The organism is Ruegeria sp. YTSA072 (assembly GCF_059610285.1).
The window spans coordinates 426,062-439,211 of the sequence record NZ_JBXWNI010000002.1 but is presented as its reverse complement, the minus strand read 5'-3'; the positions used below and the strand labels follow the sequence as shown (position 1 = coordinate 439,211).

General features: G+C 57.4%; 18 protein-coding genes. 13 read left to right on the top strand and 5 right to left on the bottom strand.

All coding sequences use genetic code 11. The features are described 5' to 3' along the window. Positions 1 to 125: 125 nt before the first annotated feature. The gene (locus tag AC2FIB_RS06355) at positions 126 to 644 is read right to left on the bottom strand and encodes a hypothetical protein (protein ID WP_496733686.1); all 519 of its coding nucleotides are present in this window, start codon (positions 642 to 644) and stop codon (positions 126 to 128) included. Between the two features lie 88 nt (positions 645 to 732). Here AC2FIB_RS06355 and AC2FIB_RS06350 point away from each other — a divergent pair, with 88 nt between their 5' ends. Continuing rightward, complete coding sequence (locus tag AC2FIB_RS06350; protein ID WP_496733688.1) at positions 733 to 1,263, top strand: prolyl-tRNA synthetase associated domain-containing protein; 531 nt, start codon at positions 733 to 735, stop codon at positions 1,261 to 1,263. Here the strand turns inward: AC2FIB_RS06350 and AC2FIB_RS06345 are convergent, their stop codons facing one another. Then, positions 1,264 to 2,004, bottom strand: coding sequence for an aspartate/glutamate racemase family protein (locus AC2FIB_RS06345; RefSeq protein WP_496841831.1), 741 nt, complete (start codon positions 2,002 to 2,004; stop codon positions 1,264 to 1,266). 71 nt (positions 2,005 to 2,075) lie between these two features. Further along, the gene (locus AC2FIB_RS06340; RefSeq protein ID WP_496733690.1) at positions 2,076 to 2,657 is read right to left on the bottom strand and encodes an FMN-dependent NADH-azoreductase; all 582 of its coding nucleotides are present in this window, start codon (positions 2,655 to 2,657) and stop codon (positions 2,076 to 2,078) included. Positions 2,658 to 2,775: 118 nt separating this feature from the next. Here AC2FIB_RS06340 and AC2FIB_RS06335 point away from each other — a divergent pair, with 118 nt between their 5' ends. The 4 genes from AC2FIB_RS06335 to AC2FIB_RS06320 all read left to right on the top strand — a co-directional run bounded on the left by AC2FIB_RS06335 (position 2,776) and on the right by AC2FIB_RS06320 (position 5,426). After that, positions 2,776 to 3,654, top strand: coding sequence for a LysR family transcriptional regulator (locus AC2FIB_RS06335; protein WP_058273318.1), 879 nt, complete (start codon positions 2,776 to 2,778; stop codon positions 3,652 to 3,654). Beyond that, a complete protein-coding gene (locus AC2FIB_RS06330) occupies positions 3,651 to 4,565 on the top strand; it encodes a DMT family transporter (protein WP_496734207.1) in 915 nt (304 codons plus the stop codon). Before AC2FIB_RS06335 ends, AC2FIB_RS06330 begins: the two co-directional genes overlap by 4 nt. A 62-nt stretch (positions 4,566 to 4,627) precedes the next feature. Further along, on the top strand, positions 4,628 to 4,906 hold the full coding sequence (locus tag AC2FIB_RS06325) for a hypothetical protein (protein WP_496841830.1): 279 nt from the start codon (positions 4,628 to 4,630) through the stop codon (positions 4,904 to 4,906). 106 nt (positions 4,907 to 5,012) lie between these two features. After that, positions 5,013 to 5,426: a universal stress protein gene (locus AC2FIB_RS06320; protein WP_496733693.1), complete on the top strand. Its 414-nt coding sequence runs from the start codon at positions 5,013 to 5,015 to the stop codon at positions 5,424 to 5,426. Between the two features lie 2 nt (positions 5,427 to 5,428). Here AC2FIB_RS06320 and AC2FIB_RS06315 read toward each other — a convergent pair whose 3' ends face one another. Next, the gene (locus AC2FIB_RS06315) at positions 5,429 to 5,764 is read right to left on the bottom strand and encodes an ArsR/SmtB family transcription factor (RefSeq protein ID WP_058273314.1); all 336 of its coding nucleotides are present in this window, start codon (positions 5,762 to 5,764) and stop codon (positions 5,429 to 5,431) included. A 231-nt stretch (positions 5,765 to 5,995) separates the two neighbouring features. Between AC2FIB_RS06315 and AC2FIB_RS06310 the strand changes: the two genes are divergently transcribed. The 7 genes from AC2FIB_RS06310 (at position 5,996) to AC2FIB_RS06280 (ending at position 10,980) form a co-directional block, all read left to right on the top strand. After that, positions 5,996 to 6,328, top strand: coding sequence for an AtpZ/AtpI family protein (locus tag AC2FIB_RS06310; RefSeq protein ID WP_058273313.1), 333 nt, complete (start codon positions 5,996 to 5,998; stop codon positions 6,326 to 6,328). Between the two features lie 2 nt (positions 6,329 to 6,330). Continuing rightward, positions 6,331 to 7,089, top strand: a complete 759-nt coding sequence (locus tag AC2FIB_RS06305; RefSeq protein WP_496733695.1) for a F0F1 ATP synthase subunit A — start codon at positions 6,331 to 6,333, stop codon at positions 7,087 to 7,089. A gap of 48 nt (positions 7,090 to 7,137) precedes the next feature. Next, positions 7,138 to 7,362, top strand: a complete 225-nt coding sequence (locus AC2FIB_RS06300; protein ID WP_005981269.1) for a F0F1 ATP synthase subunit C — start codon at positions 7,138 to 7,140, stop codon at positions 7,360 to 7,362. A gap of 86 nt (positions 7,363 to 7,448) precedes the next feature. Beyond that, positions 7,449 to 8,000: a F0F1 ATP synthase subunit B' gene (locus AC2FIB_RS06295; RefSeq protein ID WP_058278974.1), complete on the top strand. Its 552-nt coding sequence runs from the start codon at positions 7,449 to 7,451 to the stop codon at positions 7,998 to 8,000. A 5-nt stretch (positions 8,001 to 8,005) separates the two neighbouring features. Continuing rightward, positions 8,006 to 8,566: a F0F1 ATP synthase subunit B gene (locus tag AC2FIB_RS06290; RefSeq protein WP_496733697.1), complete on the top strand. Its 561-nt coding sequence runs from the start codon at positions 8,006 to 8,008 to the stop codon at positions 8,564 to 8,566. Positions 8,567 to 8,697: 131 nt separating this feature from the next. Continuing rightward, positions 8,698 to 9,633, top strand: coding sequence for a hypothetical protein (locus tag AC2FIB_RS06285; protein ID WP_496733699.1), 936 nt, complete (start codon positions 8,698 to 8,700; stop codon positions 9,631 to 9,633). Positions 9,634 to 9,726: 93 nt separating this feature from the next. Then, positions 9,727 to 10,980 carry a glycosyltransferase gene (locus tag AC2FIB_RS06280; protein ID WP_496841829.1) on the top strand — a complete coding sequence of 418 codons (1,254 nt, stop codon included), beginning with the start codon at positions 9,727 to 9,729 and terminating at the stop codon, positions 10,978 to 10,980. Between the two features lie 7 nt (positions 10,981 to 10,987). On the opposite strand, the gene AC2FIB_RS06275 is transcribed toward AC2FIB_RS06280, so the two are convergent. After that, positions 10,988 to 11,755 (bottom strand): FCD domain-containing protein, encoded by a 768-nt coding sequence (locus AC2FIB_RS06275; protein ID WP_496733702.1) that lies wholly within the window; start codon positions 11,753 to 11,755, stop codon positions 10,988 to 10,990. A gap of 156 nt (positions 11,756 to 11,911) precedes the next feature. Here AC2FIB_RS06275 and AC2FIB_RS06270 point away from each other — a divergent pair, with 156 nt between their 5' ends. Next, positions 11,912 to 13,111: an aminotransferase-like domain-containing protein gene (locus tag AC2FIB_RS06270; protein ID WP_496733703.1), complete on the top strand. Its 1,200-nt coding sequence runs from the start codon at positions 11,912 to 11,914 to the stop codon at positions 13,109 to 13,111. Positions 13,112 to 13,150 lie beyond the last annotated feature (39 nt).

Sequence of the window (13,150 nt, the reverse complement as noted above, 5' to 3'; positions counted from 1 at the left end):
TCCTAGGTAGGAAGCGCCGGTTAAATGCACAATTGCCCCCACGGGCGTGACACGCTGGTGGGGGGCGATCCCTGAACGACTCAAGGGACCGGAAGATCAGACGCTTCCGGATGTTTGACGGCGATTTAGGTCGATTGGCTGTCCGAGTCAACCTCTCGCGCGGGTAGCCAGCTATTGACCGCATCAACCATCCGCTGTGCGCCGCGCCCGCTGACATAGGCTTCGACGATCGGGTGACGACCAGCACTCATGCCTTTTTTAAGAATCAGAACGGGGCGATGCATCTTGGACGTGGTCCTGTCGCGGGTCGAAGTGGTGGTTTCCACCTCGGCATGGGACAGGTTCGACAACTCATGTTCTACTGCGTCATACCCAAAGATCGATTGACGACGGATCAAGATACTATTGCTGTTGCGGTCCAATATGACCTGTACGCGGCGCACAAAGACGCAGAATGCGCCAAAGCCCAACCCGCCACCGAACAGCGCAAAGAAGATGCCGAACAATATGCCCTCGCCACCCTCGCTGACCATGAATAAACCAGCCCCAACAAAACAGAGGATAAAGAGTACCAGCGTGATGCCGATGAACCATGGCGTGTTGGTCAGGATCAGTTGGTTCGGGGTGTTGCGCGTCACTTTCATGGCGGCACGCTAACACTCAATTTTGGCACTGTCGTGGCTTGAATTCATCCTCGTGTTGCGCGATGAGCGCATCCAACAGGAGGTTCCCATGGACGCGTCATCCGCTTTTCAAGACACGTTGCCGATCAGTTCAGACGCGCTGTTGCAGCGGTTGGATGACTGGGGGCTGAGCTATCATCTGCACACGCATATCCCCCTGCGCACGGTTGAGGATGCCAAAGGCGTTGAAGAGCAATTCCTGGTACCGGGCGAAAACTCCCTGCGCCTCAAGAACCTGTACCTGCGCGACAAGAAAAAGCGGAACTATCTGGTGACGCTCGAACAAAGCCGCGAGATTGACCTCAAGGCGCTGGGCACGGAGCTGGGGATCGGTAATCTGTCCTTTGGATCAGCGGAGCGGTTGTTTCAGAATCTCGGCATCCGCCCCGGCGCGGTCAGTCCGCTGGCCATGATCAACGGTGTGCAAAACGATGTGCGGTTCTTCATGGACGCCACCGCGCAAAAGGCGGACGTCATTTATATGCATCCGCTGGTAAATGACCGGACTGTCGCCATGACACGCGATGATCTGATGGCATTTTTCGATCGGATCGGATGCGAGATCACCTGGCTGCCGTGATCAATCGCTCAGCGCCTCTTTGAGGGCAGCGGCGACATGGGCAGCGGACGGGTTGACAAACAGGTGGCCGTCAGCCTCGAAAGCAGGGTCATCCAGGTGGTCGGGAAAGGCCAGCGGCAGTTCGGTGCACGCCAGCAAGATCGCAGTTCCCGGCTTTGCGTGTTTGTCGCAGAAAGTTAGTAAACGCGAGCGCGCCGTGGCTGATGCGCCGCCGTAGAAGTCACTGTCGATCATCGCCTGCATCTCGGCAATTTCCGTTTCGGGTAGGCGATCATTTGCAATGATCCCTTCGGCGGCCAATCGGTCTGAATAATTGCTGGCCTGCATGGTCACTGTCGTTCCCAGAATCAGGGCTGTGGACGCCTTGGTAGATGCCGTGGCCTCAGCCGTCGCATCGAAAATGCTGAGAATGGGCATGGTGATGCCTTGCCGGATCGCATGCAGCCGCGCGTGCGGAGTGTTTGAGGCGATGATGCCAAAGTCGCAGCCCGCGTTTTCAAGCGTCAGCAATGCCTCGCGAAACACCGCGTCGAACCCGGACCAACTGGTCTCGTCCCCGGCGGTTCCCCGCAGGGCGCGGGTTTTGGCCTGCGTAACGGATTCGATTGTCATAGGCGGGATCGGCAGGGGCGAGCCGTGGCCGCGATTGGCAAAGTGCCTGCTGGCCCCTTCTGCGATCGCTCGGTAGTAATCCACGGTCGAGGCCCAGCCCACACCGCCCAGAATGCCGATTTTCTTCATGATGAACGCCCAGTCTGCAAATCTCGCTTAAGGCAGACTGGACGTTTCACAAGACAAAGGCCAGAGGTGGGTCAGGCGGCGAGTTGAGTTACCGCTTTTTGGGCGTTCGCCAACGCGGCGTCCGCATCCAGTGCCATCTTGTCAGCCGCAATCACGTCGACGTCGTGGATGCCGATGAACCCTAGAACGTGCTTGGCATAGTTGGTGGCAAAGTCGATCTCGGACCCTACCTCGGTGCCGCCGGACGCGATTGCCAGCACGGCGCGCTTACCTTCCAGCAGGCCTTTGGGGCCGGTTTCCGAATAGGCAAAGGTCAGTCCCACGCGGGCGACAAGGTCGATCCAGGCTTTGAAGGCCGCAGGCACCGAGAAATTGTAGATTGGCAGCCCGATGACAATGGTGTCGGCGTTTTGCAGCTCGCTAACCAACTCGTCGGACAGGGCCAGCAGATCGCGCTGAACCTCGTCACGCTGATCGGCGGGGGTGAAGTTGGCGTTGATCCAGTCTTCGGTCAACAAAGGCAGGGGGCTGGCAAGATCGCGGCGGATGATGCGCTGGGCTCCAAGGTGCCCGATAATCTGGCCGGAAAGGTCGCGGGTGGCGGATCCGGTACGGCGGGCCGAGGCGTCGATATGCAGGATGGTCTTGGTCATGTCAGGGTTTCCTTTTTGGCGGGGTAACTGTTTCCGGTTCCAATATGAGTGTTGCGTCAGCGAACGAAACGCGGATATACCAACAGTTATTGTTGGAATTTGCACAGTGGGCTTGAGCATGGATAATTGGGACGAAGTCAAAACCGCGTATCAGGTCGCTCGGATGGGCACCGTCAGCGGCGCGGCCGAAATCTTGGGTGTTCACCATGCCACCGTGATCCGCCATATCGACGCGATCGAAGCGCGGCTGGGCGTCAAACTGTTTCAGCGCCACGCCCGTGGCTATACCCCAACCGATGCCGGAGAGGACCTTCTGCGCGTGGCTCAGGCCACCGAAGATCAGTTCAATCAGTTGGTGGGCCGAATGAAAGGGCGTGGCGATGATGTGTCGGGCGAATTGGTTGTGACGTCTCTGGCCTCGCTGGCGCCCTTGGTCGTTCCTGCCCTGTCCGAGTTCCAATCAATGCATCCGGGCCTGATCGTGCGTTACCTCACTGGGGACCGCCTGTTCCGCCTAGAATACGGCGAGGCGCATGTTGCCATCCGTGCGGGTGCCGCCCCGGACCAACCTGACAATGTTGTGCAGCCGTTTATCGAACAGGAGGTCGGCTTGTTTGCCAGCAAGTCATATATCGAGCGCCGAGGCAAACCAGCGAGCATTGACGAATTTGCAGACCACTTGTTTGTCGGCACGGACGATGAAAACAGCCGCGCTCCGTTTTCCAAGTGGTTACGTGCCACTGTCCCGGCCGAGGCCATCGCGTTCCGCTGTACCAACAATTTCTGTTTGCGCGAGGCAGTTCTGGCCGGGGCCGGGATTGGTTTCATGGCGCGATGGGAGGCATCGCGCGATCCGGAACTGGTCGAAGTTATTGAGCCGTTGCCTGAATGGTTCGGCAAACTTTGGCTGGTGACCCATGTCGATCTGCATCGCACGACCAAAGTGCAGGCATTCCTATCGTTTCTTAAGAAAGAGTCCAAAGGTTGGCTCTCGTGACACCGCAGGGGCGTGGTCATTTGGCAATGATCACATTCACTCTGCTGGTGGCAGGCAGCTTCTCGCTGGGGTCCATCGTGGCCAATCAGATTGCGCCGTTGGCGATTACAGCCGGGCGGTTTCTGATTGCGGCCGTCATCATCGGCATTGCCGCGTTAGCCACCACCGGTTTGCCGCGCAGCGCTGCGCAAGCGCCGTGGCGATACGCCGTTTTGGGCGGGCTGTTCGCCACTTACTTTGTTCTTATGTTTTACGGCTTGAAAACCGCCGACCCGGTCAGCACATCTGCGGTATTCACCCTGACGCCGGTCATGTCTGCGGTCGCCGGATGGGTTCTGCTGCGCCAGATCACCACTCCGCGTATGGCTTTTGCCCTGACGGTGGGGGCAACCGGTGCTTTATGGGTTATCTTTCGCGCCGATTGGCAGTCCTTTCGCGCCTTCGAGATCGACGGCGGAGAGATCATCTTTTTCTGGGGCTGCATGGCGCATGCAATCTACACGCCGATGGTGCGCAAACTGAACCGGGGTGAGCCCGCGGTAGTCTTTACATTTGGAACACTGGTTGCTGGCTGCGTGATCCTGACGGTGGTCGGCTGGTCAGACATCCGTGCAACCGATTGGGCGAACCTGCCGCTGATCGTCTGGGTCAGTCTGCTGTATCTTTCTATCTTCGCAACGGCCTCCAGTTTCGTTCTGGTCCAGTTTGCAGCGCTACGCCTGCCGTCGGCCAAGGTTATGGCCTACACTTATCTGATCCCCAGCTGGGTGATCCTGTGGGAAATCGCGCTTGGGCGGCCTGTGCCAACCGTCATGGTGCTGGTCGGTGTCGTCTTAACCGCGATCGCGCTGGTTCTGCTGCTCAAAAGCGAAGAGCAACCTGCGAAGGACGCTGCACCGGTCTCGGAATGACCCTTGCCATTTGGCCGTAATCTAACAACCCTCGGGTCTGATGAACCATCCCGGAGGGAATGATGAAGCAATCTATTCTATTTGTCGTCGGTGCGATGTTATCCGCCTGTACGCAAGGAGGGGGGCAGGGATCTTCAGTGACCGACCTTCAAGGCAGTTGTGAGGCGCTCGTGTCGGCTGAGACGGGTGTTCAGGCCGCTGACGTCAACGCGGTTTCGACTGAATCGGTACCGACCGGAACAATCACGAGAATTGAGGTCACTGGCGCTCAGGCACCGTGGTTGTGTCTTGCGGATGCAACGGGTGTGATCATCGGCGTCGAGTATAGTCAGGAAGGCTAGCTGGGAACCGGCCAAACCGAATGAAATGGTCGGAGTCATCTACATGAGACAGATCAAAGTGCTCTATTCCTGAGCCCGCTAACATCGGCGGCAGGAGGAAGATGCCATGTTTAGTCACATTATGATCCCGGTCGATATTCATCTGCCGCCGGAAATTAGCAAAGCTCTGGATGTCGCGGCGCAAATGGCGAGATGGCAAAACGCCCGGATCACGATCGTGAGCGTGACCGGAACCCAGCCAGGCGACGTCACGCATTCAGATGCGGAGATCAGCACCGAGCTGCAAGCCATTGTGGATCAACTTACTGAGCAGAGTGGCTCCGAGGTTTCAGCGCGCAACATCCACTCGGTAGATGTAGCTGCAGAGGTCGACGGTGATTTGACCCGCGCCGCTGAAGAGATTGGGGCCGACCTAATCGTCGTTGGGACGCACGCACCGCGCATCACGGACCACATCTTTTCCAGCCATGCCGGATATCTGGCCAAGCATGCCAAAGTATCGGTGTTTGTCGTCAGATAGGTCTAGGGATCGTCTGTTGCTGGTAGTTCGACTTCCAGAAATCGTTCAAACGCATCCAGATTGACCGGTTCGAACTGACCGAACCCCTGCATCCAGACGGATGCCGCGCGCAGCGCATCCGGTTCCAGCTTACACCACTTCACCCGCCCGCGCTTTTCCTGGCTGATCAACCCGGCCTTGGTCAGGATGATCAGATGTTTCGAGATCGCCGCTAGCGACATCTCGAACGGGTCGGCGACGTCGGTGACGGCCATGTCATCCTCAAGCAGCATCGCAAGGATGGCGCGGCGGGTCGGGTCGGCGAGGGCCGCGAAAACGGTATCGAGGTCATTGGACATGCTATCGCTCAATCACAGCGCCCGGTTTTGGTCAACCATTTGGTTGAATATACGAATTGAGTGGTTTTTACGCGCGCCGATGGATCGGGACATTTTAATGGTGCTTCAATTTCATGAATAAATAGCATAAAATCAAATACTTAACCTGCGGCAAGTCGGACATTTAACACCGTTGACTCTGTGCCTTGCGCCCCTTAGCACCCTACCCAAGACTGTGCGAGGGAATTGCCCGTGACCGATGATGACCAAAAGCAGCGTATGGCGCAGCTGGAGGCCAAGATCACAGCGGCGAAAAAGGCCAAAGCGCCAAAACCTCGTGCGGATGCTGACGTGTCCGGGGGCGAGCTTGCCTGGAGGATGGTCATCGAAATGGTTTCCGGTCTTGGGATCGGATTTGGCATCGGATACGGGCTGGACAGCCTGCTCGGGACAATCCCGATCTTTCTGGTGTTGTTCACATTGCTGGGCCTTGTCGCGGGCGTGAAGGTTATGCTCCGCAGCGCGAAAGAGGTTCAGGAGAAACAAGCGGCTGCTGAGGCGGCCGATAAGGACGAGAGGGACTGAACGTGGCAACTGAGACCACCGCAGCAGAAGGCAGCAGCCTGGTTTTCCATCCGATGGATCAGTTCATCGTTAAACCGCTTTTCGGTGACGGTGCGATTGCGTGGTACACGCCGACCAACGTGACTCTGTGGTTGTTTCTGGCTATTGCGGCGATCTTTGCCCTGCTGGTTCTCAGCACCTCGAAACGCGCCATTGTTCCGACCCGGATGCAGTCTGTTGCTGAGTTGGCCTATGGCTTCATCTACAAGATGCTGGAAGACATTTGCGGCAAGGAAGGCGTGAAGTACTTCCCCTATGTCATGACGCTGTTCATGTTCATCGTCTGCGCCAACTTCCTGGGCATGATCCCCATGTCCTTCACCACCACATCGCATTTCGCCGTGACCATCCCGTTGGCGCTGGCTGTGTTCCTGACCGTAACTGTTCTGGGTTTCGTCAAGAACGGCGCAAGCTTCCTGGGTCTGTTCTGGGTGTCCAGCGCACCGCTGGCGCTGCGCCCTGTCCTGGCGATCATCGAGCTGATCTCGTACTTCGTGCGTCCGGTCAGCCACTCCATTCGTCTTGCCGGTAACGTCATGGCAGGCCACGCGGTGATCAAGGTGTTCGCAGGCTTTGCCGCGATTGCCGTGATCTCACCGGTGTCCGTTCTGGCGATCACCGCAATGTACGGCCTCGAGGTCCTCGTGTCCTTCATTCAGGCCTACGTATTCACCATTCTGACCTGTGTTTACCTGAAAGATGCGCTGCATCCTTCGCACTAAGGTCCGATACCCAAACATCGAAACTTCCAATTCGTAAGGAGAAACATCATGGAAGGCGATCTCGCACACATCGGCGCAGGCCTGGCAGCAATCGGTTCCGGCGCAGCCGCAATCGGGGTGGGCAACGTTGCAGGCAACTTCCTGGCCGGCGCCCTGCGCAACCCTTCGGCGGCTGCTTCGCAGACCGCAACCCTCTTCATCGGTATCGCATTCGCAGAAGCCCTGGGGATCTTCGCATTCCTGGTCTCGCTGCTGCTGATGTTCGCCGTCTAATCTGCGGAACCTGATCCTTACGCGCAGGTGGGCCCAAGCCATAGCGGCCCACCTGTTGTAAAGACAACGTTCCGACGGAGGACATCATGGCGACTGAACCCCTTGCCAAAGAAGTAGCTGGCACCTGCGTCGACGCCTACGGCTCGGCCATCGGTATGCCGCAGCTCTGCTTCGATTGGTTTCCCAACCAGATTTTCTGGCTGGTCATCACGCTGGTCGTCATCTTTCTGGTCCTGTCTCGCGTGGCCTTGCCCCGCATCGCGGCAATCCTGGCGGAACGTCAGGGGACCATTACAAATGACCTGGCTGCGGCCGAAGATCTGAAGGCCAAAGCGGTCGAGGCTGAAGAGGCCTATAACAAGGCGCTGGCCGATGCCCGTTCTGAGGCACAGCGTATCGCAGCGGAAGCCCGCGCTGAAATTCAGTCTGGTCTGGATGACGCGATTGCCAAGGCAGACTTGGAAATCGCTGCAAAGGCGGCTGAATCGGAAAAGGCAATTGCCGATATTCGTGCCGGCGCGCTGGAAAGCATTCAAGTGGTTGCCAAGGATACGGCAGCTGAACTGGTCACAGCACTGGGCGGCGAGGCAGATGCCAAAGCCATCGACAGTGCAATTGACGCGCAGACGAAAGGATAAGTGACATGCGGAATACTCTTGCCCTTATCCTGATCGTCGGTGCCGCCAGCCCTGCGCTGGCTGCAAGCGGCCCGTTCTTCTCGCTTGGCAACACCGACTTTGTGGTCACTCTTGGCTTCATCGTTTTCATCGCGGTCCTGTTCTACTTCAAGGTTCCGGGCATGATCGGTGGCGCGCTGGACAATCGCGCCGATGGCATCAAGTCCGAACTGGACGAAGCCCGCGCCCTGCATGAAGAGGCACGCAGCCTGTTGGCCTCGTACGAGCGCAAGCAGCGTGAAGTGCAGACCCAAGCGGATGCCATCGTGGCTGCAGCCAAGGAAGACGCTATTCTGGCGGCAGAACAGGCAAAGGTCGATTTGGAGAAATCCATCGCCCGCCGTCTGGCAGCAGCTCAGGACCAGATCGCTTCTGCTGAGGCGTCAGCTGTCAAGGAAGTCCGCGATCAGGCCATCACCGTTGCGGTATCGGCTGCCAACGCGGTTCTGGCCAAGCAAATGACCGCGGCACAGGCGAACAAGCTGATCGACGCGGCCATCGCGGATGTTGGTGATAAGCTGCATTGATAGCTTCCAACGCCGTTTCGACAAAGAGTGACCCGAAGGCTGATCGCTTTCGGGTTTCTTTTTTTAGGAAACTGCTCTTGGCGATGTTTTTGGCGTGAAATACCCTGCGCGAAACCTGACGGAGAGTTGCTATGATTGACACAGCAACTGCGATTGCCGATCCAGCACCGGTCTGTCTGTTCGCTTTCAACCGACCCGATCACGCTGCGCGGACCTTGCGGGCGCTTGCTGCGTCGCCTTTGGCTGCGCGCACCGATGTAATTGCTTATCTGGATGGGCCGCGTTCGGCAGATGATGTTATCCCGGTTGCGGAAACCCGCAAGGTGATTGAAGCGCAGACTGGCTTTGCCACTCTTACATTGCGCGCACGTGATGCTAACGCCGGGTTGGCCCAGTCGATTCAGGAAGGCGTTACCGCTACGATGCAGTCTTATGGCAGGGCGATTGTTGTAGAAGATGACATTGTGACCTCGCCCGCGTTTCTCACCTACATGAACCGCGCGCTGGATCGATACCAAGATGACCCGCGGGTCTGGCATATCGCAGGATTCAACGAAGACCTTCCTCCCTTGTTGGATCGGCGTGGTGCGGTTTTCTGGCGCTTCATGAGCTGTTGGGGATGGGCCAGCTGGGCCGACCGCTGGCAGCATTTCGAACGCGACCCGAAAAAACTGGTTCAGCAGTTTTCCGATGATGACATTCATCGGTTCAACCTGAGCGGGGCCGAGGATTTATGGGGTCAGGTACAAGGCAATTTGCGCGGTGACATTCGGACCTGGGCGATTTTCTGGTACGCAACGATTTTCAGGCAGGATGGCCTTTGTCTGTCCCCTTGCAGGTCTTTTGCCGAGAATATCGGCCTGGACGGGTCTGGTACCCATTGCGGACCAGTGGACGAGGTTAAGCCAAAAGATCTCTGCCATGACTTTGACCTGCCATTTCCCGACGATGTCACCGAAGACAAGGTCGCGCTCGAGGCGCTGCGGGCGCATTTCAGCTATAGACCGGATCGTTTGACCCGTTTAAGACGCAAGATCAGAAGGCTGGGGGCTAAACTTCTTGGTTGATTGGCGTCATTTGAAAATGGGGATGTCATTTGGCGACGACAATCCAAAGGCTCTGACGATTGTACGTCGGACATCCTCACGAAATTTGTTCCAATGCGCGTAAACCATATTAGCCATAGCTATTCTGGCGGAGGTGCCGCCATCGCTGCCCGCAGGCTGCATCTTGCCTTGCTGTCCAAAGGGACGAATTCGCACATGACCGTCGTCGATGGCCCGGACGAGGATCGGATCACAAAATTCGCGCCGCGGAAAACACTAAAGCGGCTTTGCCAGCGTGAATACGCACGTCATCTGCGAAAGAAATATGCAAGAACTCAGGTCAACGGGTTGGCGTCTCTTGGTCTGGCAAGGTCGGGTCTGGTCGCGTATCTGAACAGCCAACCGTCGCAAATATTGAATTTGCATTGGGTGAATTCCGACATGATTTCGATTGCCGAGATCGGGGCGGTGAAACATCCCGTGGTCTGGACGTTTCATGACATGTGGCCGTTCTCCGGGGCTGAACATGTGAGCGAGCTGGACAGGTGGCGTGACGGTTACGTGTCATCCGAATTCAGTGGGTTTGACCTGAACCGCTGGGTCTGGAAAAGAAAAGCCGCGCATTGGAAAAAACCTTTTCAGATCGTTTGCCCCAGCAATTGGCTGGCTGACTGTGTTCGGCAAAGTGCGTTGATGCGGGATTGGCCTGTCACCGTGATCCCCAACGCAATCGATACCGATTTCTGGGCACCTTTCGAAAAAGCCCAGGCGCGCGCTGATCTGTCACTGCCTCAGGACGCTCCGCTGGTATTGTTTGGTGCCGTCCAAGCGACTCAGGATCCCAACAAAGGCTTTGCCCACCTCGTCGAGGCTATGCGACGGGTGCATTCCGCCGTTCCTGATGTTCAGGCAGTTGTGTTTGGTAGCGACAAGATCGATGCCGAATTTCCTTATCCGATCCATTTCATGGGGCGGATTAGCGACAACCGGGTGCTGAAGCGCATTTATTCGGCTGCAGATGTCTTTGTATTGCCATCCCGGCGCGAAGTGCTGGGATATACAGGTGTCGAGGCCATGTGCTGTGGCGTTCCGGTCGCAGGTTTCAAAACCAGTGGGCTGTCGGATCTGGTTCCAAATCAAAGCCTGGGGTATTTGGCGCGTCCATTCGAGGCAGAAGACCTCGCGCGAGGTGTTATCTCGATCCTGCAGAACCGGCACAATGAAACCGGGTTGGCCATGTCAGGTACTGCCCGGCAACATGCCGTGGACAGCTTTGCAGAGGCTGTGGTCGCTGGCCAATATCAGGCGCTCTATGAAGAGATCGCTGATAGCACTGAGTATGGATTTGGCGCAACATCAGAGTGTTGACACCCGCCTAATCTTTGGCCTCGTGCATCAATTTTTGTTTGGCGATGTCTTCGTTGCGTTCGGCCTTCTTCCCGTCCCAAAGGCATTGTTCGACATAGGTTAGGTGCGCGTCGACGGCGGCCCGGGCTGCGGCCGGGTCGCGTGCCTGAAGCGCCGTGTTGATGGCGCGGTGCTGGTCCAGGATAGCCTCGCGCGTCGTTTGCTGTTGGAACATCATCTGGCGGTTATAGAACACGCCCTGCCGCAACAGATCGTACATTGACCGCATCATATGCAGCATGACCACATTATGGCTGGCCTCGATGATCGCCATGTGGAATTGCGCGTCCAGCTGCGCCTCATCTTCGGTCGCGTTGCGGATATGGGCGGCTTCCATCTTGTCAAAGATCGTCTGAACCACCTTCAGATCGCTGTCCGAGCCCAACCGGGCCGCGCGCTCGGCGGCCAACCCTTCCATGTCGCGCCGGAACGAGAGGTAATCGAACACCGCCTCGTTGTGGTTGCCGAACAGCCGGATCAGCGCCGGGGAGAAGGCTGAGCCCAGAACCTCGGCCACATAGATGCCGGACCCTGCCTTTGCTGTCAGCAACCCTTGGCTTTGCAGGTCTGCGATCGCGTCGCGCAGGGATGGCCGGGATACGCCCAGCCGCTCGGCCAATTCGCGTTCGGCGGGCAGACGTTCGCCGGGGCGCAGTATGCCGCGCAGGATCAGCAGCTCAATCTGGCGAACCACCGCGATTGAAAGCTTTTCGGTCTGAACTTTTTGAAAAGGCATACAGGCGTCATTCCGGAAATTGGTCAACTGACATGACCATGGATGGCTGCGAGGTTCAAGAATTCGGGTTCACGTGGTTAGAAAAAATTAGGTCAGTATTATTGACTTTATGTTGTTCCTCTCTACGCTGGCCGTGAATGAGAGCGGAGGAGACTCATGTCTACGCACGAATTGTTCGCCACGCGGGCATCCCGGATGAAAGCGTCTGAGATACGCGAATTGTTAAAGCTGTTGGATCAGCCGGGGATCATCTCGTTTGCAGGCGGCATCCCCGATCCCGCGTTGTTTCCAGCCGAAGGGTTCTCGACCGCCTTTCAAGCTGCATTAGGCCCGGACCAGCAGGCTCAGGCGCTACAATATTCCGTCAGCGAAGGTTACGTCCCGCTGCGGGAATGGCTCGTCGACCACATGCGTTCAATCGGAGTGGAATGCGGGCTTGAGAACATCCTGATCACATCAGGCTCGCAGCAGGCACTAGATTATCTGGGTAAACTCTATCTGTCGCCGGGTGATACTGCGCTGGTCGGATGGCCGACCTACCTGGGCGCATTGGCCGCATTCAATGCCTATGAACCGCGTTTTGACCGGCTCAGCATCAATGGCAACCGGGGCGCAGCTGAGTACGCAGCGTCAGCGGGCGAAGGCGCGGTCAAATTTGCCTATCTCTCGCCCGATTTCGCCAACCCGACAGGCGAAACCGTGGATCTGCGGGGGCGGGAAGCGCTGCTGGGTCTGGCAGATGCGCTGAACTGTGCGGTGATCGAGGATGGCGCCTATCAGGCCCTGCGTTATGACGGGGAAGCCATCCCCCCGGTTCTGGCACTGGAATTAGCGCGCAAAGGGTCGATTGAGGATTGCCGCACGATCTATTGTGGAAGCTTTTCGAAAACCTTGTCTCCGGGGTTGCGGGTTGGTTGGGTCGTAGCGGCAAAGCCAGTGATTTCCCAATTGGTGTTGATGAAACAGGCTGCGGATCTGCATTCGGCAACCATCAACCAGATGGCCATTGACCAGGTGGCACGGGCTTGTTTCGACACGCATATCCCGATGCTGCGTCGTGTCTACGGTGCCCGTCGCGATGCCATGCTGCAGGCGTTGCAGGACCATATGCCAGACGGGGTTCATTGGACCAGGCCCGAAGGCGGCATGTTCGTGTGGTTGACATTGCCGGTTGGTACAAATGGGGCCGATTTGTTGGCCCGGGCGCTGGACACGGTCAAAGTCGCCTTTGTCCCGGGTGGAGCCTTTTTCCCGGACGGCAGCGGGACCAACACGATCCGGCTGAGTTTCTCAAACTCGGATGAGGATACAATCCGCGAAGGTATTCAGCGATTGGGCGAGGTTCTGCGCGCCTGACCGGCGGAAAGGTTTTGTTAACCTTGATGGCGCAATGCT

What these genes read in the sequence shown, in the direction of transcription:
- AC2FIB_RS06355 (WP_496733686.1), bottom strand. Translation starts at nt 644, where the DNA reads ATGAAAGTGACGCGCAACACCCCGAACCAACTGATCCTGACCAACACG.
- AC2FIB_RS06350 (WP_496733688.1), top strand. Translation starts at nt 733, where the DNA reads ATGGACGCGTCATCCGCTTTTCAAGACACGTTGCCGATCAGTTCAGAC.
- AC2FIB_RS06345 (WP_496841831.1), bottom strand. Translation starts at nt 2,004, where the DNA reads ATGAAGAAAATCGGCATTCTGGGCGGTGTGGGCTGGGCCTCGACCGTG.
- AC2FIB_RS06340 (WP_496733690.1), bottom strand. Translation starts at nt 2,657, where the DNA reads ATGACCAAGACCATCCTGCATATCGACGCCTCGGCCCGCCGTACCGGA.
- AC2FIB_RS06335 (WP_058273318.1), top strand. Translation starts at nt 2,776, where the DNA reads ATGGATAATTGGGACGAAGTCAAAACCGCGTATCAGGTCGCTCGGATG.
- AC2FIB_RS06325 (WP_496841830.1), top strand. Translation starts at nt 4,628, where the DNA reads ATGAAGCAATCTATTCTATTTGTCGTCGGTGCGATGTTATCCGCCTGT.
- AC2FIB_RS06320 (WP_496733693.1), top strand. Translation starts at nt 5,013, where the DNA reads ATGTTTAGTCACATTATGATCCCGGTCGATATTCATCTGCCGCCGGAA.
- AC2FIB_RS06315 (WP_058273314.1), bottom strand. Translation starts at nt 5,764, where the DNA reads ATGTCCAATGACCTCGATACCGTTTTCGCGGCCCTCGCCGACCCGACC.
- AC2FIB_RS06300 (WP_005981269.1), top strand. Translation starts at nt 7,138, where the DNA reads ATGGAAGGCGATCTCGCACACATCGGCGCAGGCCTGGCAGCAATCGGT.
- AC2FIB_RS06295 (WP_058278974.1), top strand. Translation starts at nt 7,449, where the DNA reads ATGGCGACTGAACCCCTTGCCAAAGAAGTAGCTGGCACCTGCGTCGAC.
- AC2FIB_RS06290 (WP_496733697.1), top strand. Translation starts at nt 8,006, where the DNA reads ATGCGGAATACTCTTGCCCTTATCCTGATCGTCGGTGCCGCCAGCCCT.
- AC2FIB_RS06285 (WP_496733699.1), top strand. Translation starts at nt 8,698, where the DNA reads ATGATTGACACAGCAACTGCGATTGCCGATCCAGCACCGGTCTGTCTG.
- AC2FIB_RS06280 (WP_496841829.1), top strand. Translation starts at nt 9,727, where the DNA reads ATGCGCGTAAACCATATTAGCCATAGCTATTCTGGCGGAGGTGCCGCC.
- AC2FIB_RS06275 (WP_496733702.1), bottom strand. Translation starts at nt 11,755, where the DNA reads ATGCCTTTTCAAAAAGTTCAGACCGAAAAGCTTTCAATCGCGGTGGTT.
- AC2FIB_RS06270 (WP_496733703.1), top strand. Translation starts at nt 11,912, where the DNA reads ATGTCTACGCACGAATTGTTCGCCACGCGGGCATCCCGGATGAAAGCG.